The 23,035-nt window shown below is 57.4% G+C and carries 27 protein-coding genes, 1 tRNA gene and 1 pseudogene; 18 read left to right on the plus strand and 11 right to left on the minus strand.

The features are described 5' to 3' along the window. The first annotated feature begins 1,103 nt into the window (after nucleotides 1-1,103). The 7 genes from PY308_RS02465 to PY308_RS02495 all read left to right on the plus strand — a co-directional run bounded on the left by PY308_RS02465 (nucleotide 1,104) and on the right by PY308_RS02495 (nucleotide 7,672). Nucleotides 1,104-2,006 (plus strand): hypothetical protein, encoded by a 903-nt coding sequence (locus tag PY308_RS02465; RefSeq protein ID WP_275787694.1) that lies wholly within the window; start codon nucleotides 1,104-1,106, stop codon nucleotides 2,004-2,006. Next, nucleotides 2,003-3,262 carry a phage major capsid protein gene (locus tag PY308_RS02470; protein ID WP_275787697.1) on the plus strand — a complete coding sequence of 420 codons (1,260 nt, stop codon included), beginning with the start codon at nucleotides 2,003-2,005 and terminating at the stop codon, nucleotides 3,260-3,262. Before PY308_RS02465 ends, PY308_RS02470 begins: the two co-directional genes overlap by 4 nt. Before the next feature lie 187 nt (nucleotides 3,263-3,449). Next, on the plus strand, nucleotides 3,450-4,343 hold the full coding sequence (locus PY308_RS02475; RefSeq protein WP_275787699.1) for a S49 family peptidase: 894 nt from the start codon (nucleotides 3,450-3,452) through the stop codon (nucleotides 4,341-4,343). Between the two features lies 1 nt (nucleotide 4,344). Beyond that, the gene (locus tag PY308_RS02480) at nucleotides 4,345-4,629 is read left to right on the plus strand and encodes a hypothetical protein (RefSeq protein ID WP_275787702.1); all 285 of its coding nucleotides are present in this window, start codon (nucleotides 4,345-4,347) and stop codon (nucleotides 4,627-4,629) included. Further along, the gene (locus PY308_RS02485) at nucleotides 4,619-6,283 is read left to right on the plus strand and encodes a hypothetical protein (protein ID WP_275787704.1); all 1,665 of its coding nucleotides are present in this window, start codon (nucleotides 4,619-4,621) and stop codon (nucleotides 6,281-6,283) included. The genes PY308_RS02480 and PY308_RS02485 overlap by 11 nt, the downstream gene beginning before the upstream one ends. Next, nucleotides 6,240-6,920 (plus strand): hypothetical protein, encoded by a 681-nt coding sequence (locus tag PY308_RS02490; protein ID WP_275787707.1) that lies wholly within the window; start codon nucleotides 6,240-6,242, stop codon nucleotides 6,918-6,920. The genes PY308_RS02485 and PY308_RS02490 overlap by 44 nt, the downstream gene beginning before the upstream one ends. Nucleotides 6,921-7,021: 101 nt before the next feature. Next, nucleotides 7,022-7,672, plus strand: a complete 651-nt coding sequence (locus PY308_RS02495; RefSeq protein WP_275787710.1) for a hypothetical protein — start codon at nucleotides 7,022-7,024, stop codon at nucleotides 7,670-7,672. 35 nt (nucleotides 7,673-7,707) lie between these two features. Here the strand turns inward: PY308_RS02495 and PY308_RS23045 are convergent, their stop codons facing one another. After that, on the minus strand, nucleotides 7,708-8,130 hold the full coding sequence (locus PY308_RS23045) for a BrnA antitoxin family protein (protein ID WP_434064231.1): 423 nt from the start codon (nucleotides 8,128-8,130) through the stop codon (nucleotides 7,708-7,710). A gap of 5 nt (nucleotides 8,131-8,135) precedes the next feature. Then, nucleotides 8,136-8,378 (minus strand): BrnT family toxin, encoded by a 243-nt coding sequence (locus PY308_RS02505; RefSeq protein WP_275787712.1) that lies wholly within the window; start codon nucleotides 8,376-8,378, stop codon nucleotides 8,136-8,138. A gap of 131 nt (nucleotides 8,379-8,509) precedes the next feature. On the opposite strand from PY308_RS02505, the gene PY308_RS02510 reads away from it, so the two are divergent. Then, on the plus strand, nucleotides 8,510-9,067 hold the full coding sequence (locus PY308_RS02510) for a hypothetical protein (protein WP_275787715.1): 558 nt from the start codon (nucleotides 8,510-8,512) through the stop codon (nucleotides 9,065-9,067). A gap of 59 nt (nucleotides 9,068-9,126) precedes the next feature. Here PY308_RS02510 and PY308_RS02515 read toward each other — a convergent pair whose 3' ends face one another. From PY308_RS02515 to PY308_RS02545, 7 genes are all read right to left on the minus strand, one after another. Beyond that, the gene (locus tag PY308_RS02515) at nucleotides 9,127-9,870 is read right to left on the minus strand and encodes a hypothetical protein (RefSeq protein ID WP_275787717.1); all 744 of its coding nucleotides are present in this window, start codon (nucleotides 9,868-9,870) and stop codon (nucleotides 9,127-9,129) included. A gap of 209 nt (nucleotides 9,871-10,079) precedes the next feature. After that, on the minus strand, nucleotides 10,080-11,036 hold the full coding sequence (locus tag PY308_RS02520; protein ID WP_275787692.1) for an IS481 family transposase: 957 nt from the start codon (nucleotides 11,034-11,036) through the stop codon (nucleotides 10,080-10,082). A 43-nt stretch (nucleotides 11,037-11,079) separates the two neighbouring features. Further along, complete coding sequence (locus PY308_RS02525) at nucleotides 11,080-11,514, minus strand: AlbA family DNA-binding domain-containing protein (protein ID WP_275787719.1); 435 nt, start codon at nucleotides 11,512-11,514, stop codon at nucleotides 11,080-11,082. After that, nucleotides 11,466-12,526 (minus strand): IS630 family transposase gene (locus PY308_RS02530; protein WP_275782665.1). Its coding sequence is split into 2 segments (ribosomal slippage): nucleotides 11,466-12,034 and nucleotides 12,034-12,526, totalling 1,062 coding nucleotides; the frame shifts between segments, so codons are not numbered across the junction. The genes PY308_RS02525 and PY308_RS02530 overlap by 49 nt, the downstream gene beginning before the upstream one ends. 130 nt (nucleotides 12,527-12,656) lie before the next feature. Next, nucleotides 12,657-13,103, minus strand: a complete 447-nt coding sequence (locus tag PY308_RS02535) for a hypothetical protein (protein WP_275787721.1) — start codon at nucleotides 13,101-13,103, stop codon at nucleotides 12,657-12,659. A gap of 39 nt (nucleotides 13,104-13,142) precedes the next feature. After that, a complete protein-coding gene (locus PY308_RS02540) occupies nucleotides 13,143-13,508 on the minus strand; it encodes a hypothetical protein (RefSeq protein ID WP_275787723.1) in 366 nt (121 codons plus the stop codon). An 88-nt stretch (nucleotides 13,509-13,596) separates the two neighbouring features. Next, on the minus strand, nucleotides 13,597-14,169 hold the full coding sequence (locus tag PY308_RS02545) for an Arc family DNA-binding protein (RefSeq protein WP_275787725.1): 573 nt from the start codon (nucleotides 14,167-14,169) through the stop codon (nucleotides 13,597-13,599). A gap of 335 nt (nucleotides 14,170-14,504) precedes the next feature. On the opposite strand from PY308_RS02545, the gene PY308_RS02550 reads away from it, so the two are divergent. The 5 genes and pseudogenes from PY308_RS02550 to PY308_RS02570 all read left to right on the plus strand — a co-directional run. Further along, nucleotides 14,505-14,735 (plus strand): hypothetical protein, encoded by a 231-nt coding sequence (locus PY308_RS02550; RefSeq protein WP_275787728.1) that lies wholly within the window; start codon nucleotides 14,505-14,507, stop codon nucleotides 14,733-14,735. 1 nt (nucleotide 14,736) lies between these two features. Next, on the plus strand, nucleotides 14,737-15,255 hold the full coding sequence (locus PY308_RS02555) for a hypothetical protein (protein ID WP_275787730.1): 519 nt from the start codon (nucleotides 14,737-14,739) through the stop codon (nucleotides 15,253-15,255). Nucleotide 15,256: 1 nt separating this feature from the next. Then, nucleotides 15,257-15,475 carry a hypothetical protein gene (locus PY308_RS02560; protein ID WP_275787732.1) on the plus strand — a complete coding sequence of 73 codons (219 nt, stop codon included), beginning with the start codon at nucleotides 15,257-15,259 and terminating at the stop codon, nucleotides 15,473-15,475. Then, on the plus strand, nucleotides 15,468-16,217 hold the full coding sequence (locus tag PY308_RS02565) for a site-specific integrase (RefSeq protein WP_275787734.1): 750 nt from the start codon (nucleotides 15,468-15,470) through the stop codon (nucleotides 16,215-16,217). Before PY308_RS02560 ends, PY308_RS02565 begins: the two co-directional genes overlap by 8 nt. Further along, nucleotides 16,132-16,557, plus strand: a pseudogene (locus PY308_RS02570) (tyrosine-type recombinase/integrase); the annotation flags it as partial. The gene PY308_RS02565 and the pseudogene PY308_RS02570, both read left to right, overlap by 86 nt. A gap of 35 nt (nucleotides 16,558-16,592) precedes the next feature. Here PY308_RS02570 and PY308_RS02575 read toward each other — a convergent pair. After that, a tRNA-Ser gene (locus tag PY308_RS02575) sits at nucleotides 16,593-16,682 on the minus strand. 292 nt (nucleotides 16,683-16,974) lie between these two features. Between PY308_RS02575 and PY308_RS02580 the strand changes: the two genes are divergently transcribed. The 5 genes from PY308_RS02580 to PY308_RS02600 all read left to right on the plus strand — a co-directional run bounded on the left by PY308_RS02580 (nucleotide 16,975) and on the right by PY308_RS02600 (nucleotide 22,736). After that, a complete protein-coding gene (locus PY308_RS02580) occupies nucleotides 16,975-17,292 on the plus strand; it encodes a hypothetical protein (RefSeq protein ID WP_275787735.1) in 318 nt (105 codons plus the stop codon). 107 nt (nucleotides 17,293-17,399) lie between these two features. Then, complete coding sequence (gene msrA, locus PY308_RS02585; protein WP_275787738.1) at nucleotides 17,400-18,047, plus strand: peptide-methionine (S)-S-oxide reductase MsrA; 648 nt, start codon at nucleotides 17,400-17,402, stop codon at nucleotides 18,045-18,047. A gap of 194 nt (nucleotides 18,048-18,241) precedes the next feature. After that, a complete protein-coding gene (locus PY308_RS02590; protein WP_275787740.1) occupies nucleotides 18,242-19,120 on the plus strand; it encodes a helix-turn-helix domain-containing protein in 879 nt (292 codons plus the stop codon). A gap of 163 nt (nucleotides 19,121-19,283) precedes the next feature. Then, the gene (locus PY308_RS02595; RefSeq protein ID WP_275787742.1) at nucleotides 19,284-21,443 is read left to right on the plus strand and encodes a TonB-dependent siderophore receptor; all 2,160 of its coding nucleotides are present in this window, start codon (nucleotides 19,284-19,286) and stop codon (nucleotides 21,441-21,443) included. Nucleotides 21,444-21,743: 300 nt separating this feature from the next. Continuing rightward, nucleotides 21,744-22,736, plus strand: coding sequence for a BMP family lipoprotein (locus PY308_RS02600; protein ID WP_275787745.1), 993 nt, complete (start codon nucleotides 21,744-21,746; stop codon nucleotides 22,734-22,736). A gap of 60 nt (nucleotides 22,737-22,796) precedes the next feature. Here the strand turns inward: PY308_RS02600 and PY308_RS02605 are convergent, their stop codons facing one another. Next, nucleotides 22,797-23,000, minus strand: a complete 204-nt coding sequence (locus PY308_RS02605) for a SlyX family protein (protein WP_209849660.1) — start codon at nucleotides 22,998-23,000, stop codon at nucleotides 22,797-22,799. Nucleotides 23,001-23,035 lie beyond the last annotated feature (35 nt).

Consider the following 23,035-nt stretch of genomic DNA (forward strand, 5'->3'; position numbering starts at 1 on the left):
AACCGGGCAAAAATGTCCGGTAACACCGGGCAGAAATGTCCCAAAACCCCGGGCGAAAATGTCCTACAAACCTATTATAGGAACCCATCTTATAAACCTATCTCTCCCGAACCAGCTTCAGAACACGTGGCGGACAACAGTAAATCTCCGAGTTCGGAGACGGCTCCGGATGGGCTTTTGAAAGGCGAGGAGGCGGGGCCAATCAATCGAAATTACCTATCACGCGAGAAGGGTACAACCGGAAGTTCTCGTGCTGAGGCTGCTTGGAGTGCCGCCGAGTACCGCCTCGACAACGCAATTGCCGCTTTGGATACTCGGGCCAAGGCAGCCGTCTGGAACTGGCTGGACGAATGCAGCCTGAAAGCTGCAGTCCGGGCAGAAATGGGGCGGCGAGGTGGAGGCATGGCGTTCATCAGTGCGGGAATTCGCATGGATCGCCTGAATGGTGTCGAGGGGAGCGTTCATGTGCATTAGCAGCCTCGGGGGGGCCGCAGCAAGGCGAGGACATCCATCTTCCGAAGGGTGAGGACGCGGACCTCGATGGCCTGTTGATCGCGTTGCACGCGTGAGGTGGCCCGGACAGGGCGGGCGGAGGGGTAGGGGGGTGTAAATCCTTGGGAAGGCCAAGGGGGCGTCACCGCAAGGGTATCAGCGAGAGGTTTTTTTTCTGGGCGGTGTTTTTTTGGGAAATTGCCCTTTTCCGGCATGCCCAACAGGACAGATTTTCTAGCAATCTATTGAATTCATTGATCAATTTTTGGTGGTAGTGGTCGAAATGGCAAAAAATGGTGCATTTCTTTCCGACGACGGAAAATCGCGGATTTGCGTCCAGTGCGGGGCGAGCTTTCGGCGGTCGAGCCTGTCGAGAAAACTTGTCTGCACTGCGGCATGCAGCCGGGCGCGGATCACGGCGCGTCAGGAGAATGAACGGGCGTCGGCCATGGTAAGGCGACCGGCAGTGCTTCAACAATTCGCCGATTTGTTCCCCGGCCTGATCGCAGAGCGCAGTCGCGCCGACTGGCGGCAAAGGCGCTCCCGATCCGGCGCAAGCCGTGGCGGGGCAAAGGAATGATCTACCGGCTTCCGAGGAATGAGCGCGACAGATGTTAAAACGCAAAGGCCGCAAGGAAATTTCCGACGACGATACCGCCCTGATCCTCATGGGGCAGATGGTTGTCGGCCGCAATGCGCCCCCTGTTTCCGTTCGGGAAGCGGCGCGGCTGGCGCGGGACCAGCTTGGCGTCATGGGGCAATCTTCGGCCGCGACAGAGGATCGCCTCCGGCGCAAGTTCACCAGGCGGCGCGCAGATATCCTGAAAATGGTGTCCGTGAAAAAAGTCCCAATTAAGTCCCAAGCGCAGGCGAACGACTCGCGCTATGGATTTGTCCTCAACGAGGATAGATCGATGCTGATGAGCCTTCCCACTGCCGTGCCGCCTCCCGGATTGTCCAAGCTCGAAGATTTCCCGAACTATGCGGCCGAGCATGCCAAGCTGAAGAAAATCGGCCGGGACATGACTGCGACCAAGGACGAGCTGACATCCCTGAAACGCCAGATTTTCGAGCGGGCGCAGGCCGAGGCGGATGCGCTGACGAATGCCAAAACCGCCTATCTCGACCGTGGCGAGCGGGCGCAGTACCGAAATCTTGAGCAGCTGCGCGACGATCTCGATTTTTCGCTGGACGTGATGAACGCGGCTTATTTCGATCAGGCCCAGCGCGTCAAGGCGGCAAAGGCCGAGGCCGAGACGGCGATTCGGGCCGAATACAAGAATGTTTTCGAGCCCCTTCATGTCGCTGCGCTCGCCGAGGTCTTCAAGATCGCCAAGCAGCTGAAAGAAGCCGTTACCCGCGCCGAACAACTTCGGCCGCCGCAGGATCCGCGTGTTCTAGTCCACATGCCGGCTCTCGACGTGATCCTTCTCACCCTCAATCAGGGCCAGTTGGACACCTTCGGCAAGGTCGCCGCCGACAACTGGAAAGTCGGGAAGTGGACAGGAGAATGACGACGATGAAGCGAGATCCTGACGAGTTCGGCGCGGCCGACGACATGGTCGATTTTCTCACCGGCGATCCGTCTGTGGCGCTACGCAATGTCTTCGATATGCTTGCCCTGTCGGATAAGCCGGCTTTGCCGGTTGCCAATCATGCGGCTCCGCTCATTGCGCCGGAACAGACCAGGGGCACCATCGTGGCGGGACCGGTCGCAACGCCCTTCGTTCGCACGACAGGCGAAAGGTTTTCGGCATTTCCGACCGTTGGCCATCAGGTGGCCGCCATTGCAGATGATCTGCGCGGCGGAAAGCGCGATCCGCGCCTTGTCGCAGCTCTCGGAAACAGCTCGGTCATCGGCACGGACGGCGGTTTTCTGATATGGCTGGAACATGCAATCGACCTGATCCGGGGGGCGTTTGGCGAAAGCCTGCTGGCTCCGCTTACTGATCGACGCCGCAACGGCCGGGGCCGCGCAGGCCTGGTCCTGCCCGGTATCGATGAAACCAGCCGGGCCGATGGGTCACGCTGGGGCGGCGCGCGCGCCTATTGGGGATCCGAGGGCGCTCAGTTCCTGCCGTCAAAGCCGAAATACAACCAGATCAGCCTGATACCGAAGAAGTTGTTCTGCTTCGGTTACGCGTCAGATGAACTCCTCGAGGATGCGATAGCGCTCAACGAGCATATGAAGGCCGTCTTCAAGGCGGAGGCATCATTCGCGCTCGATCGCGCGATCATGGCGGGATCCGGCATCGGGGAACCGCTTGGATATCTCAAGTCCCCTAGCCTGATCACGGTCGCAAAGGAGGCTGGCCAGCCTGCAGGCACCATTCTGCCCGACAACATCGGCGCAATGTGGAAGCGGTTGCCCGTTGCATCGCGCCGGCGTGCCGTCTGGATTGTCAACGAAGATGTAGAATCCTCTCTCACGCGAGGGTCCGGGGCTGATGATCTCGGCCAAGTGTACCAGCCGGCCGGAACGGGCGGGAGCACGTTTCCGCTTCTTTACGGACGGCCGATGATCGCAATGGAACAGGCTCCGGCGCTGGGTGATGTCGGGGATATTTCCGTTGCCGATCTCTCGCAATATCTGCTTCTCGACCTTGGCCTCCGTTCCGAAATGAGCATTCATGTCCGGTTCGTGGAGGATGAGGTCGCGGTTCGTTTCATCTGGCGAGGCGACGGCGCGCCGGGTTGGAAACAACCGGTCCTGTCCGCGAATGGATCTAATACCCGGTCACCGTTTGTCACCTTGGAGGCTCGTGTTTGAGCCTTCCTGCGCGCCCGTCTGTCCACGGGCGCGGAAAACGCCGGGCGGTAATCCTTTCCCGCTCGGAAAAACCCGGCCTCTGCCACGGCGGCCGGTTATTGGCCGGATTTAGATCATCTGGCCCGTCATGGCCCGGCGCATCGTCACTCCCGATGCGCCGGGCTTTAGAAGAAACGAGGTTCCGCCGATGTCTGCGATTGATTCCCTGCTTCAAACCCACTGGGCCATAGAGCCGACCTGGTTGCCGCGTCTTGCGGCCTTGGCCCAGCGCGATAACGGCTCGCCGACCGTGCGCGAGGTTCAGCCGTGGCAGAAGCGCGACTACGAGCACATGGCCGGTCCCGGCGCAACGAAGCTGACCGGCGGACACCGTGCATCCCTGGTCGATAACGTCGCTATTATCCCGGTCATGGGGCCTATATTTCCCCGTGCCAACATGATGACCGAAATGTCCGGTGCGACGAGCTGCAACATGCTGGCAATCGATCTGGCGGCGGCGATCAACAACAATAGCGAAGTCGGCGCAATCCTCTTGCTTGTCGACAGTCCTGGCGGCGCTGTTACCGGAATTGCGGATTTCGCGAACAAGGTTGCCGAAGCGGCGCGAATCAAGCCCGTCATGGCCTATGTGCAGGGGCAGGCATGCTCTGCCGCCTATTGGATTGCCAGCGCCGCATCCGAGGTTGCCGTGGATCGTACGGCCGTCGTCGGTTCGATCGGTGTCGTCGTGGCGACGGCTCGCCAGGTGGCGGCGGGACAAAGTGGCTATCTCGATGTTGAAATCGTCAGCACCAACGCGCCGAACAAACGGCCGGATCTCGGAGCCAATGAAGGCGTCGCGGAAGTGCGGCGGACACTCGACGCCCTTGAGCGGATTTTCATTGCGGACGTGGCGCGGGGTCGCAAGGTCACCGCGTCTCAGGTCGTTGAAAAATTCGGCAAGGGCGGGCTGATGGTGGGACTTGAGGCAAAGTCGGCCGGAATGGTCGATCGCGTCCAGACGCTCGAATTCACGATGCAGGGGCTTCGCCGGGTCGCGAAAGACTGGATCACCCAGCGCCGCGTCAAGAGTGCGCGCTAACATGAAGATCGACCTGGGAAGCTCAACATTGAAGTCCGAACGCGATGCCGCTGTGCGAGCGCTGCACGCAGCCGTCGAGAGGGCCGCCAAGCTGGAAACGGCGATGGATACGATCATGACGGGTTTCCGCCGTGTCGTGATGTTGCGCGCGGCCAACCGCAAGCGGGAGGCATGGGAACTGAACCTCTCCCTTATCGAAAGTTTCGAGATCCTCACGGACTTGCCTGCAAGCGTTTCGTTTCGGGCAATCCTTGCAGGCATGAAGGACGAAGATCATGGCCGCTGAGCGGGAACAGAGAATTGTCGAACTGATCGTAGACGCTTCGGGAACGGTCGCCGGAATGCAGGCGGCCGGGAGTGCCTATGACCATTTTGGCGACCGTGCCGCCATGGTCGAACAAAAGGTAGCGGCTTACCTTCAGCGGCAAAGCGATCTCTATTTGCGCGTGCCTCGCAGCATTGATGGCGTGACGCGATCCTATGAGAACCTGCAGGCGAAATTGGACCCGGTTTTCCATACGCAACTGCGGATGGAACGGGAGATGACCAAAAGCCTTTCACTGATCAACCAGGCTGTCCTGACTGGTGTGACGACAGAGCAGCAGGCAAATAAGGATATTCTCCTGCTTAAGCAACAGCAGGTCGAGGCCATCAATCGTGTTCGGGATGCGCAGCTTGCCGCAAACAATGTCGTTGCGAGATCGGGCACGAATAATGTGGTGGCGACGCCGGGCACGAACCCGATGATGCATGGCGCGAACGACAACTTGCTGCAAAATCGACGCCAGAACCTGAATTATCAGCTTTTTGACATCGGACAGTCTGCCTATGGCGGCATGGGCCTCGGGATGATCGCTGCGCAACAGGGGCCGCAGATTGCGCAACTCTACGCCTCGCAGGGCGGACTGAATGCGGCCATGAAGGACTTCGGCAATATCCTCGGGACGGTCGTAAGGGTTGCCGTGCCGGTGGGTACCGTGCTTGCCGGTATCTATGGCGCTTATCGTCTGATCGGCTCCTATTCGGTCGAGGCGACGCTTGCGATTGACGATAATACACGGGCCTTGGCTGAACAGGCGGCGTCCTGGCGGCAGATAGAGGGGCAGGTCTCGCAGCTTTCTCAGGTCCAGAAAACCTACAACGATGTGATCACCGACAGCGCTCGGGCGCACTCGGATGCCACGACGACAATCATTGCGAACACCGAGCGCGAGTTCAATGCGAAGAAGGCGTTGCTGGAATTGGAAGCACAGCGCCAGCAGGCCTCCATCGCCCTGCAGCAATCCGAGATTGCCATTGCCGGTCATCAGGTACGGCGCGACATCACGGCCGGCGATCCGGGAGATTGGTACCAGCCGTTTGACAGCACGAACCCGATCAGCAGCGTTCGCATGAACCTTGAGGCTCGCGGGATGGCTGACCCACGCATCGGGAGTGTGCCGTTCGTTCGCATTCCCGAAGAGATCAGCGGTGTGCAGCAGCTGCAGGCCGATCTGGAAAATAATCCTGCTATTCAGAAGCTCAAAGAGATGCGGGCCAACCTCGAATTGACCGAGATCGCCGCTGAAAAGATGCGGAAGGCGTTGCTCCAGACCTTTGACGTGACGGCCGGTGGCACGGTTAATCGGGACGGAGAATACAATCAGTTTGTGCCCTTGAACCCGGCCGTGCCGACTGCTGACCCCCGCAGGTCGATAGATATCGATACGACTGTCAAGAAGGACTCCACCCAGCGTGAGGATCGGTTGCGGCAATTGCGGCAGGAGCATGACTTGCTCGGCATGTCAGCCGGGGCCGCAGCTAAATTGCGCTTCGAGCAGGATGCGCTCAATGATGCGGTTTCGAGGAACATCGATCTGAGTGGCCCGCAGCGCGAGGCGATCCGCAGGCAGGCGGATGAGTACGGCCTGCTCACGCTTGACGGCTGGCGCCGCGGCTAAAATGCGCTTTGAGCAGGATGCGCTTAATGATGCGACTTCGAAGAATATCAGACTGAGCCGCCCACAGATCGACGCGATCCGCAATCAGGCGGATGAATACGGCCGGCTAACGGACAAGATGGCATCGGCCAAACTTGTACAAAATCTACAGTTTGAACGCGACCAGATGTTTAGGAGCGAGAGCGAGAAGGGTATCGCCTCACAACTGCGCTCAGCGGGTTTGCCGGTGGATTTGACCAGCCAAGATGCGGCCATTTTGCGCGCCGATAATTTGGTAAAGCAATACGGATCTACGTGGGAGAGCGTCGGTGAAATCGGACGGTCGTCTATCGATAAAATGACCGATGGGCTGCAGAACGGTTTTAAAAACGGAGCTGATATCTTCAAGAGCATTCTCGGGGATATCAATAGGGAAATGCTGCAGCTGGCGGTCGCCAATCCGCTGAAGAATGCGATATTCGGCGACAATCAAACAACGCTGGCCGACGTCGGCGGCGTGAGTGGCTTCTTCTCGGCGCTTACCGGCGGCAAAATGCCAGTGAACCCTTCCGTAGGGGCTGGAATCCATAATACGGCGTCGATGTCCGTAACCAGATCGACCGTAATAATTTCCGGTGAAGAAGGACAATCCACATGAGTGCTTTTGTATCAGTTCGCCTTCCTGACTCCATCCAGCTTCTTGCCGATGGAGCGGCATACGATGCTGACGGGACTATCACGAGCTTTCAGAGAAAAGTTATGGTCGGAGACAAAGTGCCGGTCGCGATCGCCGTTCGCGGCGCAAGCGGACATTCGTTGGCGCATGCACGCGCCCTTTGCAGCCTGGCTGACGAAAATGGTGTTATCGAGATGATCGACGCGCTAAGATCCTACCAGTTGAACTTATCGGTGCGTCGTCACTTCCAGAATGATGAAAAGGCCGGTTTTGACTTCGCGGTCGCCGTTTGGCACCCGACCGAAGGACCGCAGCAGTTCCGAATTCACAGCTATCCCACGCTTCCAGACTTCGCGCCGTTCGAACTGCACTCAGTCGAATTCCTGCTTGCCTGCGGCTCTTACTTCGATAGTCAGGCGCTGTTTGATCGTGGCATTCTTCCTGTCCGTGGCGATGGTCATATATGGGCGAAAACAAAAGGTGCCGAAATCATGGACCTGATGCGAGCCACGAAAGCCGACAATCTTCCGGGATATGAGGGAGAGCCCTTTTATGCGATCGGCGGGCACGTCGATCTTGCGAGCGTTACAGCCGAAGGGGCAAGCATCGAGCGGGTTCGTGTGTGGAAGGACCGTATCGGACGAAAGATCAAGCCAGAGGTTGAAGAACCAGCCGCAAACGTCGCCGGTCTCAACCGGCAAATGCGCCGTGCCATGCGGCGTCGGACCGCTTAGATATCCATGTTCCGACGCGTCAGGAAGCGGTCGGCCTAGAGGCCGACAGCCTTGCGCAGCGCGTCGTCAATGCGCGTTTGCCAGCCTTTGCCGGTCGCCTTGAATGCCTGGATCACGTCCGGGGAAAGGCGGATGGATATTTGCTCTTTCGGGTTGTCAATCGGCGGCCGACCCTTCCTGGTCCTATCGATGCTTGCGGCGAGGTCGGGGAAGGCTTCGCGAAACGGCTTGGCTTTCCCCGCCTCGTGGGCGGAAAGCGGGCGCTCGATCTCGGGATCGGGGCCGATCATGTCGCCGGTCGCCTCGTCAATCCACCAGCCGTCCGCGTCCTGGCGGACGCCACCAGCCTGGATGATCGCCTGCATCTGATCATTGTAGACCTGCCAACGGCGCATCAGCTCGGCATCGTCGTTCTCGCCAAGGTCTTTCGTCTCAAAACTGGGCCATACTTTCTTCATGAAGATCACTTCCTTTCGTTTCGGCTTGCGCGGCGCATGGAAATCACCGAGAGGGCTTCCGAACCGAGCGGCCGGAAAACAACCGCGACGACGACAGTGCCGTTGAAATCACCGATAGCGAGAAACCGGCCTTGCTTTGCATCTTCGATGCGGGCGGCTTCGAAAAATTCGACCGTCAGGTCTGCGAAATCATAGCCATGCTTGGCTATGTTCGAAAGGCGTTTCGGTTCGTCATAGGTGATGTTCATGCGATTAATGTATCACATTTAATCGCGCGTGCAAGTGTTTTTGTGATACAAAAATGCCAGATGTTTCACGGTGATCCTGGTGAAACACTCGGTCACTACCTATTTAATTTTAGATGGTGAGGGGTGAAGACATGAATAGGCATCATATCGACCTGACGGGCGCGGAAAATGCGCTTGTGGAGCGCATCGACCTACGGGACCATCTGCCGTCCGGCGAGGATCCGCATGTCATTTATCTTGCGAACCGGGAGCCTATCCTTGCCTTGCTTCAGTCACTCAACGACCGCAAGGCGATCCCGCCACAGCGCCTGGCATACTGGAACGATCCGGCATACACGAGCGGCCCTTCGAAGCTTTCGCGCAAGGAGGTGTTCGAGAGCAACGGTACCTACGGCCCAGACATTTTTGCGCACCCGCATTTTCGCAGGTATCTGCGCTATTTCCTGTACGGGGCCGATCTGCCAGCGGCAGCAATTCGCGAGTTCGAACAGCAGCTCGCCAGCTTCGGGACATTCAGCGGAAGCGACATCATTGCCCTGACCGCGAAGACACGCGAGATCGTGCGGCGTCATCGCCTCACGGATGATTCAGTCCCGGATGAGTTCTTCAAGCTGGCGCTCGACAACGGGCTTGACCGTCACGCGGCAAAGGCCGTGCGACGGGATGCGATGCAGGCGAAGCGCCGGTAGTGGGCAACATTTTCGATGACGGTGGGGAAATTCGCCACCGTGACGCCACGCCGCTGCATCTATAGATCGGCCAAGGGTGCCTTTGGCAGGGCGAATGGATAGCGTCCATTCTTCGGGCATTCAATACCGAACGTCTCCCAGATGCGATCTTCCAGGATGCGGAAGGTCGCATCGGCGTTCTCTTCCAAATCTATTGCAATAGCTCGGAAGCGCGCTCCTCTTGTAAGATCGAATTTTCCTAGAATAAGCCCTCCGCGAGTTTCGATGTAACCCTTTTCCTCTGTAGATTTAAACTGCGCATCAACGACCCATCGGGCTGAATTTTTGCCGTTATAGCGACCAATGTAGTGCGCGAGATAGAGCATATGGGCGGCTGTAGCAGTTGCATCGTATGGATCGATGCGAATGTCTGGTTCGACGCCACTGGGGTCTATGTTTCCAAGTAATTCAATGATTCCAGTCTGTTCGATGCGCCAGCGACTGCACACTTTGGCGCGGACCGTTCCAAGGCTTTCTTTGTACCTCTCGGTACCAAAGGCTCTGAACTGCCATTCCTCAAGCGACCAAAGAGGATATTCCGCTATGCCATCGCCCGCGGAAGACTGACTCCAGGGGGCTATTTTTCCAGATCGCAGGTCTTTCGCAACCTTGGGAATATCCATTGCTCGTTCCGAGAGGGCGGTGAAACGAAAACTAAGTCCTACCTTGTCATCATGATAACGTGAAAATTTCAATCGGCCGAGATCCAATTCCTCTTTAATGCGCTCCCTACTCGTTCGTGCCTCCCAGAACGCGTTTTGCATATCACTCATCTCCATGGGCTTTGATGAAGCGTCTCTCCGCCAATAGCATCCCGGCGGCTGTCCAAATCCATGCGGAGCTGAAAGCGTCTGTGGCACATCGATAACGATAAATCCTTCATTTGCACCAATTGCTGAAGGGATCGCGCGAACGGTGAGGCCCTGAATTGGCGGTGAAATAATTTGACCGAGCGCATCCTTCAGCCGTTCGGCTAGATGTGGAGCCTCAACAGGTTGTCCCGGTTTAGACCGAGGCGACCGATGGGTGTTTTTGAGTTTAGGCTGCCGTGGGGGCGATGCCAGTTGTACATGTGGGTCCAGTTTGGCAGATTCGATTTGCGGTGCTCTGACGATGGATATGCGCATGCATAGGCCCATTCCCGCAATGCCGTCTGAATGAAGCGCTCGGCCTTGCCGTTGGTCTTGGGTGTGTAGGGTTTGGTGCGGACGTGCTTGAGACCAAGCGCCTTGCAGGCTTTTGCGAAGTCCCTGGCCTTGTAGCAGGAGCCATTGTCGGTCATCCCGCGCGTGACTGTGATGCCGAGGCTGTTGTAATAGGCGACGGCGGCCGTGAGGAAGGCAACCGCGCTGGCAGCCTTTTCGTCCGGGAAGATGTCGGTAAAGGCGATGCGGGAGGCGTCATCGATGCAGACGTGGACGTATTCCCAGCCGACACCACGGGATCTGCTCTGGCCCGTCCTGTTGCCGGTGATGCGGTGACCAACCCGGTCGAAGCGGCCGAGGCGCTTGATATCGAGATGGATCAGGCCGCCTGGCTCGGCATATTCGTAACGCACGACCGGCTCGGCGGGGGCGAGGTCCTTCATCCGTGACAGGCCGACACGTTTGAGAACCCGGCTGACGGTGGCAGGCGAAACACCAGTCTCCATGGCAATGTGCTTGCCGGTCAGCCGCTGCCTGCGAAGATCGGCGATGCGCTCGACCAGAGCGCCGCCCGTCTGCCGGGGACTGCTTCTGGGCCGCGATGAACGGTCCGCCATGCCGTCGCGTCCCGCCGTTTTGAAGCGCGCGACCCAGCGCGACACGACCTTCGGCGAGACGCCATAGATGCGCGCAGCTTGTGCCGGGGACACCCGCCCGCTCGTTACCGCCAAAGCCATTTCTTCTCGACGCACAGGCGTCAGTCGGGCATTCTTATGAATGTTCATTCGGAGCGATCCTGGAAAACTGAGGTGTGGTAACTCCAGTCTCCTAAATCCGCTCCGAATGGACAACCTCCTGAAAGCTCACAGCTAGGTCAAAAATGCGGGGGAGGGGCAGTGCAAGTTGCTTTGCTCGTCTTGGATTGTCACTACTCTCGGATATTCCAACAAAAACTCGACCGCCTCTGGTGTTTGCAAAAGCGACAATCTCCTTTGCCAGGGCATCGCGCTCCGTGGGTTGCACGCTTTTTTCGCCTTTCCTCCAGCTTTTTCCACCATTGGGAGCGGACAGATCTGCCTTCAATTCAAGGATGGCCGTTTCTTCAGCTTCCAAGTCAATCAGAGTCTGAAAGTCTTCTACTGTGATTTCAGTAACGTGCTTCGATGCGATCTTGGAAATAGATGACATGTTGAACTTATACCAACCGTCACTGATTAGAACCCTTGCGCCCATTTGCGTCGGCCGATTGACATGATCTTCCATGGTCGTTGCTGGAGGGTTCTCCAAGCGTAGCAGCAGTGGTCGACGATATCCTCGTAGGATTTGAAGACTCGGTTTGAGAGCCAGTTGTCCCTCATGAACTGCCAGATGTTTTCGACCGGGTTCAACTCGGGCGATTTGGGCGGCAGTGGCAGGATGGTGATGTTTTCTGGAACGACGAGATTGTTGGACATGTGCCATCCGGCCTGATCCATGATGAGGACGGCGTGTGCATGAACGGCGACGTTGCGGGATATCTCGATCAGGTGCTGGTTCATGGCATGGGTGTCGCACCACGGCATGACGAGAGCGGCGGCCTTGCCGTGCTTGGGACAGATGGCACCGAAGATATAGGCCGATCGGGTTCGCTGGTCGTGCGGCGCGGACGGCCTTGAGCCCCGCTTGGCCCAACGACGCGTGATCTTGTTCTTCTGGCCTATCCGGGCTTCGTCCTGGAACCAGATTTCGATTACTTTGCCCTTGGCGGGACCTGCGGCGATTTCTGCCACAGCGGCGGGGAAGTTTTTTTAAATGCCTCGGCCGCCTCGGCATCCTGCGCATGATGTCTTGGGCGAGCCGAGAGCTTGCGATAGCCCATGGCACGCACTTCGCGGCCCAGGGTCTCCTCGCTCACCGAGATGCGGAACTCTTCCCAAATCCATTGCGCCAGATCACACAGACGCCAGCGAACGACTCCATCCAGATACGGGGTCGGTCCGCGCTCTATGGCTTGCGCCAAAGCCGTTCGCTGTTCATCGTTCAGGAGAGAAGGTTTGCCCGGGGCCTTGCCGTTGATAAGGCCGGCGGGACCGCGTTCATTGAAGCGCACCACCCAGTCGCGCACGATCTGAACCGTCACACTGCCAAGCCGGGCGGCATCGGCGCGTGAGCCGCCATCATAGATCGATGCAAGTGCCAGAAGCCGCCGTGCCTGATCGGCATCGCGTGTCTGCCGAGCCAGAAGCCGCAACCTGGCTCCGTCGAAGTCCGATCGCAAAGAAATCGCTGAACCCATCACAAACCTCCAGTTTGCATCACAGATTCAGATTCGTTGGCTGCTGGGAATCCCCTTCAGAGTCATGCTCACTGACGGTTGGTATTACCCTTCGAAGCGTCATTACATCATCGATGCTGACGGCCCGCCACTATGTTGCATTGCCAGCGCGTGAGAAGATCACACAGACGAAGTTGAGCGAGTTTGGAAGGTTGAGCGGGTGAAGCTCTATCGTCGTCGTCGGGAACGACCACTTGAACCGGTCCGGTCTGTCCTGCGGTTCACCAGCGCCAAAGTCTTTGACCAAAGCATCGTACACTGCTTTCAACTGAGCTTTCTGCGAAACCCCGAGCGGCAGATCATGCTTCATTGACACCCGCTGCAGCCTGTTCGATTTCTTGCCCATCTGAAATGAAACGATGAATTTAAAGCCGCCTATATTGACGTCTTCAATGGTGAAATCTACATAGGTTTCACCATAGTCTTCGCGGTCAACCTTTTTGAGGTTTGCATCACGCAGCGCGACCTTCATTTCGTCTTCCGACATTCCCCAGTTGGTGTGCCACCAGCCTGACAGATCCATATCTTTTTCGGTCATGTTGTGCCTTTCAGATAGATAATCGACGATCGGCCTGCTTTACAAAAAGCCGAAGGATAAGGCAGCGCAGCCGGCAGCAAACAAGCCCAACGAAACCATCACGGTGATAACGGAAGCCATCATGTAAGCGTTAGAGCGTGCCAGATGTGCTTCCTCTAAGTGTTCCTCGCGTTCACTCTTGTCAACGTAACGAGTCGAGACGAAAGCCAAAAGCCATGTGGCTGATGCCAGCAGCGTGCCAGCCGCCCAGATCAGCATTGCCGTCGCGACGACCGTTCCCAGACCGCCCTCGCGTAAGTCGGACGCCTGGCTTAAGAGCGCGATGGCCGCGCCCCCATTAATCAGGAAGGCGGCATTGATTCCCTGATGTGCATATCCCTGTGAGATCTCTCTATAGTCGGCCATTTGCCTACCTTTTTTGAAAAAGTGTTTCACGTTTATTCAGGTGCAACAGCGAAAACCGATGATGCCTACCTTGGCATCTATAAGTTGCTTATTTCTGCTTCGGTGGATCAATGATAAAATCGGGATCTAGCTCACCGTCAGGTGCAGCGTAGACAAGATTGTGAGCGTCATCCGCCTGGGTAACCAGAAAACGCATAGCCTCAGCGGTTTCCGGTAGATCGTCATATTTTTCATTGAGAACGGAAAGCATGTCTTCCGCGTATGATTTAAGTGAAGGCGGAAAATTATCACTGCTCATGAGAATGTGCTTAAGTGATGCGCGAAATTGTATCAAGTTAGCGCGCCTGACGCCGTTGAGCGCAAGAGAAATATTGGTCCAGTAGAGATCTCTCTCCATGGCTCTGGTTTGAATTTCTTTTTGCTCCTTTTCTCGCTCGTAAAGTTTTTCTTCCAGCGCGCGAATTTGAGCGTCCCTGCGATGCACCTCTTGCCACACATTATCGACTTCCAGATCCATATTCAGGGATTGATCTAAGCGACTAACAATCTCGGTGTTCATGGAGCGACCGCTATCCTTGGCCGCCTCATTTATGCGGTCCCGCATTCCTGCGGGCATCCTCAGATTGAATTGATCGGATCCTCGGCCAGTTTTTGGAGCCATGTGTTTTCCCTACTTTGTAGGACCACTGTAATATTATAGCCTTGACGTCAATGGGACCACCGTAATACACATATTACGGTGGTCCCACATATGGAGTCAGTGATGATGTTAGAAGGCGAGTTAAAATCTGAACGCTTTCAACTATGCCTCGAACGATCGACGATCGAAGCGGTGGACGATTGGGGGTTTTCAAATCGCATTCGATCCAGGGCAGAGGCAATTCGCCAGTTGATACAAAGGGGGCTGGTGTCCTCGACGAGCGGAGAAACAAAAAAAGCGGACGTCTCGGCCTAGGAACCGACGTCCGCTTTTGTGCACTTAAAAGGAAAAATCAAATGCAGAAAAAGCTTACAACAAATCTCCTGGAGGAGACAAGAGTTTCGTTGGTGGTAGACCAAGTCGACCAGTGTGTGGACCAGCTGCGCTGCGTGTGGATGGCCCTCGGCGTCGATCTCGATATAATCGATCGCAATAACCTCGCGAGCGTGCGCGGCGTTCTTAATGATGCGATCCACAACATTGAGGAGCCGCGAATCTGGCTCGTCTCACTGCTGCGCGAGGTGTGAGATGATTAAGCACCTCTCACGCCGCACCTTCCTGCGGGTCGCCGCCTCCAGTTCGGCTATTGCTTTGCCGGCCGCCGCCGAATCAACGGGCGTGGAAGCCATCCCGCTTAACGACGAGCAGGCGCTTGAAGCCTGCATCGGCCAGCTGAAAAACATCCTGCAGCGGATGCATCCGACCAGCCACAGCGCCCGCCATTTTTTGCAGCGTAAAGACGATGGCGGTTACTGGCTAAGCATGCAGGCCAGCGTTTCCTACGCTGATTTCGAAGGCGATGGCTTTTACATGATTAGCATCGATGGCCACCTCATACCCCATTACGTAAAAGAAGCGGAACGCTTTTCGATGAACGGCAGGAGCCTCGGCCGACACTTCTTGTGTTATCAGTGGGTCGAAAACGACTTCCACGATGGCACGTCCTACTTTCTGGAGCCGCGTTTCTTTCACATCGTCAACATCGTCCGCAAACTGACTTTGCCGGACGGCGTCACTATTGACGATCTCCCGTATGAGGAGGAGTGATATGGCAAATGCACCCGGTGTTACGGCCATCGCCCGCCAACCGCGCAAGCCCGGCATTCGTCAGGCAGATATCGCGCGCGCCATAAAAGGCGCGCTCCAGGGAGGAATGGATGTGCGCGAAGTCTTCGCCACTCCCCACGGCATCCGCATCCTATCCTCCTCGGCAGCACCGAGTTCGTCTGCGCTGAATGAGTGGGATGAGGTGCTGAGCGATGGTTAGGCGCGCGCGATCGGCATTGCCGAAATACCTTTCCCCCGCGCGCGATCGATACAAAAATGTCCGGCTCCGCTTTCGCAAGGGTCTTTTCTCTACCTATTTGAAATCGTCGTTTCCCTCCGACGAATTCGACGAGGAATATCAGGCTGCATTGCGCAGCGAAAAATCAACCAAGGGGGACGTCGGAAAGTCGAGGACAAAGGCCGGCAGCATTTCGGCGGTGGTTGTCTCATACTACAGCTCGCCGGAGTTCAAGGGAACCGCGAAGACGACGCAGCAGACGTATCGCGGCATCTGCGAAACCATCCGCAGAGATCACGGTGAAAAGCCGATGAGCGGTCTCATGCGCAAGCATGTGAAGGCGATCATCGGCAAGATGAGCGAGCGACCGGCAGCGGCGAACAACTATCTGCGGATGCTGCGGATCTTGATCAGGCACGCGATCGACATTGAAATGATACCCCGTGATCCCACGCTTAAACTGAAGGGCTACAGCACCAAGACGAAGGGCTTCCACAGCTGGACCGAGACGGAAATCGCGGCTTACGAGGCGCGGCATCCGATCGGGACCAAGGCGCGGCTCGCTATGGCACTGATGCTCTACGGGGCAACGGCGGGGCGATGCTGTAAAGCTCGGGTGGAAGAACGTCAGCAGACGGCGCATAGCGGTGCGGCAGGAAAAGACGGGAACGCCGCTGGCGATCAAAATGCATCCGTCTCTTATCGAGGCGCTGGCAATGGCTGAGGAGGGGAAGCCAACTTTTCTTCTCACTGATTATGGAAAGCCCTTCACGGCCGCAGGCTTCGGCAACTGGTTTCGCGTGCGCTGCAATGAAGCCGGATTGCCGCACTGTTCGTCCCATGGATTGCGCAAGGCTGCTGCTCGCCGACTTGCCGAAGCGGGCAACAGCATCAACCACATTGCCGCCGTGACGGGCCACCTCTCGCTTAAAGAAGTCGAGCGCTACACGCGGGCTGCGGATCAGGAAAAAATGGCCGACTTGGCCGTCGATACCATGCCCGAACGGTCAGACAGAAACAAAGACATTGTCCAACAAATCGAGATTGTTGGACAATCGGAATAAGAAGGTGTTGAGATAATGATGGAAAATGAAAGGGATGGCGGACAGAGCGGGATTCGAACCCGCGATACGCTCTCACGTATACACACTTTCCAGGCGTGCGCCTTCAACCACTCGGCCACCTGTCCGTTTTGTCAATCCGCTGGAGGTTGGAACCGGCGGATTGGAGACAAGCGCTTGCTTTCTCCTTTGAACACCGCCCGGCAGAGCCAAGTCGGTGAGCCGCAGGCCAAAACCTGCGGACGGCGCGATATATACCGAGGAAGCGTAAGGGATCAACAGAATTCTGACAGTTTTTTGACTTCATGTGACGGAGGTCCCGAAAGCAAGGCATTGAAGCGGGGGCTTCCATGTCTTATCTGTGGCTCATCGATGACCTACTGCAATATCAGGCGACACTATCCGGCCGGCGAAGGGCACATGCGTTTGATCCTGCGATTTGCAAGTTTCCTGGCTTTGATTGCCGGCGTGCTGGTCGCATCGGTGGATGCTATTCAATCTGTGTCGGCGTCCGGGCTCGTCCTCACGCCCTTGGCGACCGCACTTTCCGCTGGAGGCGCCTTGACTGGCTCCTGGCTTGAGATGTTGGAGCGGGCACCCTCGAACTACACAGTTTTCGGACCGGTGATCGGCTGGGCTCTACGCCAGCCAGCCTTTGTCATCTTCATGATCTCGGCGCTTCTGTTGTGGATGGGCGGCTACAGGCGGCCGCAACCTGCCGGACGTTTTTCTGCCTGACGGCCAGCGGCCGTCCTCGCATGCGATCGATCAGAACGGTGCCGGCCCCAAGACCGGCGCAACGGCCGACGAGGCTTGCCCCGGCTGCAAAAACGAAGGAGACAGGCATGGGCCTGACCGATATGTTCAGCAAGAAGACTGCAATGCCCGACCTGCAGTCGGCACTTCCGGGCAGGGAGATAGCCCTTCCGACATCCGAGCATCATGCCGTCAACGGACACCCGCTCAAAGGTCCTTATCCCGCCGGTTCCAAAACGGTACTGTTCGGCATGGGCTGCTTTTGGGGTGCCGAACGATTGTTGTGGAAAATACCCGGCGTCTACGTCACCGCGGCCGGCTATTCCGGCGGCTACACGAAAAACCCGACCTATCGGGAGACGACGACCGGCCTGACCGGCCATACCGAGGTTGTCTTGGTTGTCTACGATCCGGCAAGGGTCACGCTCGCCAGCCTGCTGAAAGTGTTTTTCGAAGAACATGACCCAACGCAGGGCATGCGGCAGGGAAATGATGTCGGAACCACGTACCGGTCCGCCATCTATGTCGAGGACGATGCGCAGCTTGCAGAAGCGCACGCAGCCCGGGATGCCTTTCAGGCCGCATTGGACAAGGCAGGTCACACGGCGCGGATCACGACGGAGATCGACAAGGTTGGTGCGTTCTATTTTGCCGAAGCCGAGCATCAGCAATATCTGGCCAAGAATCCGAATGGCTATTGCGGGCTGCGCGGCACGGGCGTGAGCTGCGCCATCTGACAATGGTCGCCTGTAGAAAATACCGCATCTTGAAGGTGCGGTATTTTCATGCGTGCTTGTCCAGGTGCGCCATGGCGAAAAAGCCACAATCGCCCGGAAAGCGCTTGTCAATGGCGTTTCCAGGTTGTCGTGACGGCTGCATCGCCTATTAAACTTGAGTTCACCGAGCAAGTTATCGCCTTCGGGACGACTCAATGACTTTTCAGCCAAGAATGAACAACAGAATTTCCGGCTTTTCCGTTGTCGGTAGCTGGAAGCGACGCAGCTGGAACGGCGTCGTCGCCGATCTGTGGGACGTGGAATGCGCTCCTGCGGCCGGCGGGTTCTATGTGGCCGATCATCCGCGGCTGTTTATCGTCCTCGATGCCAAGGGCGCCGGTCAGCACAATATCCGCCTGCGGCAAACCGGAGAAACCTCCGTCTGCGGCGGCCGTCAGGCCATATCCTACATACCGGCGGGTATGGAGCTTTGGGCCGATATGGTCGATGTCAGCTTTGTTCGCCACCTCGATCTGCATTTCAACGTCGAAACGCTCAGCAAGCGCCTGATGGAGGATCTCGATCCGCGAAAGCTGAGCATGCCGCAACTGATGTTCTCGGAGCCGCGTCTGATGGCTTTGGCCGAGCTTATTGCTGCCGAATGCGCCAACCCCCAGCCCCTGCATGACCTCTATGGGGACGGTCTCTCAGTCGCCCTGTTCATCGATGTCATGCGGCTTGGCGCCGTGAAAGCGCGCCGCCGCAGCGCGCTGGCGTCGTGGCAGTTGCGGCGCGCCACGGACTATATTACGGAAAACTGCCTTCGCAGCATACGGCTTCAGGAGCTTTCCGTCCTGACAGGCCTGTCGCAGTCTCATTTCAGCCATGCCTTCAAAGCCTCCACGGGGGTGCCGCCTCACCAGTGGCAGATGAAAGCCCGCATCGAACGGGCCAGGCAGATGATGCTTGAAAACGAGATGCCGATGAGCGTCGTCGCCGTCGAAACGGGCTTTGCCGACCAGGCGCATTTTACCCGCGTGTTCCGCAAAATGGTCGGCGTCACGCCGGCGAACTGGGCAAAAAGCCAGCGCTAAGTCCTCACCGCCTTTGCACAACGGCAATTATGGCCAGAAACGTTCAATTTCAGCAGTCAGGGACAATCCCTGACGTTATAGTTGATATATCCACTCATCTTATTTTTATGCTGGCCAGAGATCGCCATGGGGCGTGGTGCCGGTTGGAGTTGGGGTAAGCAGGATGACAAACAAGGGCGACGGGCGTTACCGGTTGTTGATGGCGAGTGTGGCGGCGATCGCCGCAGGTGCGGCAATGCAACCGGCTTATGGTCAGGATGCGGCGGCTGGCGTAACCCGGCTGGAGCAGCTCACGGTATCGGCGGGCTCCAAAGGCATGCAGGAGGCCACGGGTCCGGTGGACGGTTATGTCGCAAAGGAAACCGCGACGGGATCGAAGGCTGCGGCGCCGGTCACCGAAATACCTCAGTCCGTATCGGTCGTCGGCCGCAAGGAGCTGGACGATCGCGGCGTGGTTACCAAGATCGATGAGGCATTGCGCTATACGGCCGGCGTTTCCACGGAACCTTTCGGCAGTGATCCGGACACGGACTGGTTTTATATTCGGGGCTTTGATGCAACGCAGACCGGGGTCTTCCTGGATGGTCTAAACCTCTATTCCTTCGGCTTCGGCGGCTTCCAGACCGATGCCTATATGCTGGAGCGCGTCGAAGTGCTGAAGGGGCCGGCTTCTGTGCTTTACGGCGGCGCCAATCCGGGCGGCATCGTGGATCTGGTTCGCAAGCGGCCGCAGGACGATCCTTCCTACTCCACGGAAATCGGCATCAACAATTTCGGCAACGCCTTTTTCGGCTTCGACGCCAACGACAAGCTCAATGCCGAAGGCACGATCACCTACCGCATGACAGGCAAGGTATCCGGCGGCGACAATTACAGTGATTACTCCGAAGACTTGCGCGGCTTCCTGATGCCGCAGGTGACCTTTGCGCCTGACGATGCAACGAGTTTCACCGTCTATGCTATGGCTTCCGCTCTCGACCAGACCCATGTCGGCAACGGGTTCCTGCCCTATGAGGGCACCGTGACCAACGCGCCCTTCGGAAAAATCGACCGCGATCTGTTTTTTGGCGAACCCGATCATGATTTCGGCCGCTATGACCAGCAGATGATCGGCTACGAATTCTCGCATGAATTCGACAATGGCTGGACGATCTCGCAAAACCTCCGCTACAGCCATATCGACAAGGCCGAGGAGCTTGTTTACCCCTATGCCTATACGCCAACCTACGACCTGGCGCGACTGGGCTTCAAGCATGACACCACGGTGGACAGCTTTGCCATCGACAACCGGGCTGAAAAGGATTTCTCCACCGGCCCGCTGGAACATTCGCTGCTGGTCGGGCTGGATTACAAGAATTTCAAAATCGACCAGACGCAGGCGTCCGCCTTTCCGGCTTCGGATCTCGACCCCGAAGACCCGGTCTATGGCGGCGGCCTGCCGGCCTATTTCACCTATCTCGATGGCGTGATGCGGATGGAACAGACGGGCATTTATGCGCAGGACCGGATCCGGTTCGGCGACGGCTGGCTGGCGACGCTCAACGGCCGTTACGACTATGTCGATATCGATTCCGACTCGCGGCTTGCGACGGGATCCTACAACACCACCGACAGCGCGCTCAGCGGCCGCGCCGGTCTTGCCTATGAGTTCGACAACGGCCTGACGCCTTACGTGTCGGCTGCGACGTTTTTCAATCCGGTGATCGGCACCGCCTTCGATGGCAAGCCGCTCAAGCCGGAAGACGGTCACCAGTTCGAAGGCGGCATCAAATATGAGCCGACCTTCATCGACGGCTTGCTGACGGCCTCGGTCTACCACATCGTCAAGAAGAACGTGGCGCTGACCCGGCCGGACTTTCTGCAGGAGCAGCTCGGAGAGGTCACGTCCAGCGGCTTCGAGCTGGAAGGCAAGATCAATCTGAATGATAACTGGAGGGTTCTGGGTTCCTACACCTATAACGATCTCGAGATTACCGAGGATCTCAACACGGCTCTGATCGGCAACCGCCCCTATTTGATTCCGGAGCATCAGGCGGCGATGTGGCTCGAATATCTGGTCACGGACGGCGCACTGGAAGGCGTCAGCGTCGGCGGCGGCCTGCGCTATCAGGGCGAATCCTTCGCTGACAATGCCAATACAGCGAAGGTGCCGGACGCAGTCGTTGCCGATGCGGCGATCCGCTACGAAAAGAACGGCTGGGGGGCTGCCCTCAACGTCACCAATCTGTTCGACAAGGACTATGTCAAGGGCTGCCAAGGCCTCTTCACATGCGGTTATGGCGATCAGCGCACGATCACGCTGAAGCTTAGCAAATCCTGGTAATCCTTTGCATCCGCAGACGGGCCGTGGAGCGAAAGCCCGCGGCCCGTCTGCGTTTGTGAAACACGCATTTCACGTGTCTGAACGACTTTCTGGCTATAAAGTGATGATTTTGCCGGTTTTTCAGGCGCCTGACTTTTTTTACCAACTGAAAAATTTTGGGTGAATTTTGATGTGAGGCATGCAAGGATGCGCCCAGCCAGACATGCCCTTCGACAAGGGAGTGGCGGTTCCGCAGACATGCTCCCGCAGAGGAGCTTGCGGGAGGACCCAACAAGATCAATAGAACAACAGGGCTGCATGATGAAAAAAACCCTCCTCGGTCTCTTTGCCTTTTCGATGATGTCCGCCACGGCACTCGCTGCCGATATCAAGCCGGCGCTCATCTTCGATCTCGGCGGCAAATTCGACAAATCCTTCAACGAAGCGGCCTTCAACGGCGCGGAAAAGTTCAAGGCAGAATCCGGTATTGAATATCGCGAGTTCGAAATCAGCAACGATGCTCAGCGCGAGCAGGCGCTGCGCCGATTTGCGGGCGATGGCAACAACCCCATCGTCGTGGTGGGCTTCAATTGGGCGCCGCCGCTTGAAAAGCTGTCCGCCGAATATCCCGACACGAAATTTGCGATCATCGACATGGTCGTCGACAAGCCGAATGTGAAGTCGATCGTCTTCAAGGAACAGGAAGGCTCTTACCTTGTCGGCGTTCTCGCCGGTCTCGCTTCAAAGTCGAAGACCGTCAGCTTCATTGGCGGCATGGATATTCCGCTGATCCACAAGTTCGCCTGCGGATATATTGGCGGCGCGAAGTCCACCGGCGCTGACGTCAAGGTTCTCGAGGCCTATACCGGCACAACGCCGGATGCCTGGAACGATCCGGTCAAGGGCGGCGAGATTGCCAAGTCGCAGATCGACCAGGGATCGGACGTCGTCTATCACGCAGCCGGCGGCACCGGTGTCGGCGTGCTTCAGGCGGCAGCGGATGCCGGCAAGCTCGGTATCGGCGTCGACTCCAACCAGAACATGCTGCAGCCGGGCAAGGTTCTGACCTCGATGCTGAAGCGCGTCGATGTTGCTGTCTATGAGGCCTTCAAGACCGCCAAGGATGACAAGTTCGAAGTTGGCATCTCCAATCTCGGCCTCAAGGAAGACGGCGTCGGTTTCGCGCTCGACGACAACAACAAGGCGCTGATCACGCCTGAAATGCAGGCCGCCGTCGACAAGGCCAAGGCCGACATCATTGCCGGCACGGTTCAGGTTCACGACTACATGTCCGACGAAGCCTGCCCCTATTGATCTCAGAGCGTTGAATGAATAGCCGCCGGTCTCTGGAGATCGGCGGTTTTTTGTGTCTGCTTAATAATGCGGGGGCCGGGTGATAGCCGGCGCGTCGATACTCTGCTCCTCAAGGCTGAGGAACCGCTCCGTCAGGCGATCGAGTTTGGTGCGAACCTGCTCGACGACCGTCCATTGTTCCGCCAGCTGATCTGACAGTTCCTCGATGGTCTTTGCCTGATGGGCGATCGTCTCTTCGAGCCGGGTGATGCGTTCTTCGCTCATGATTCTCTCCTGCGGCCGCGCTTCCGTGCAACGTT

The organism is Pararhizobium gei, assembly GCF_029223885.1.
GTDB classification, from domain to species: domain Bacteria; phylum Pseudomonadota; class Alphaproteobacteria; order Rhizobiales; family Rhizobiaceae; genus Pararhizobium; species Pararhizobium gei.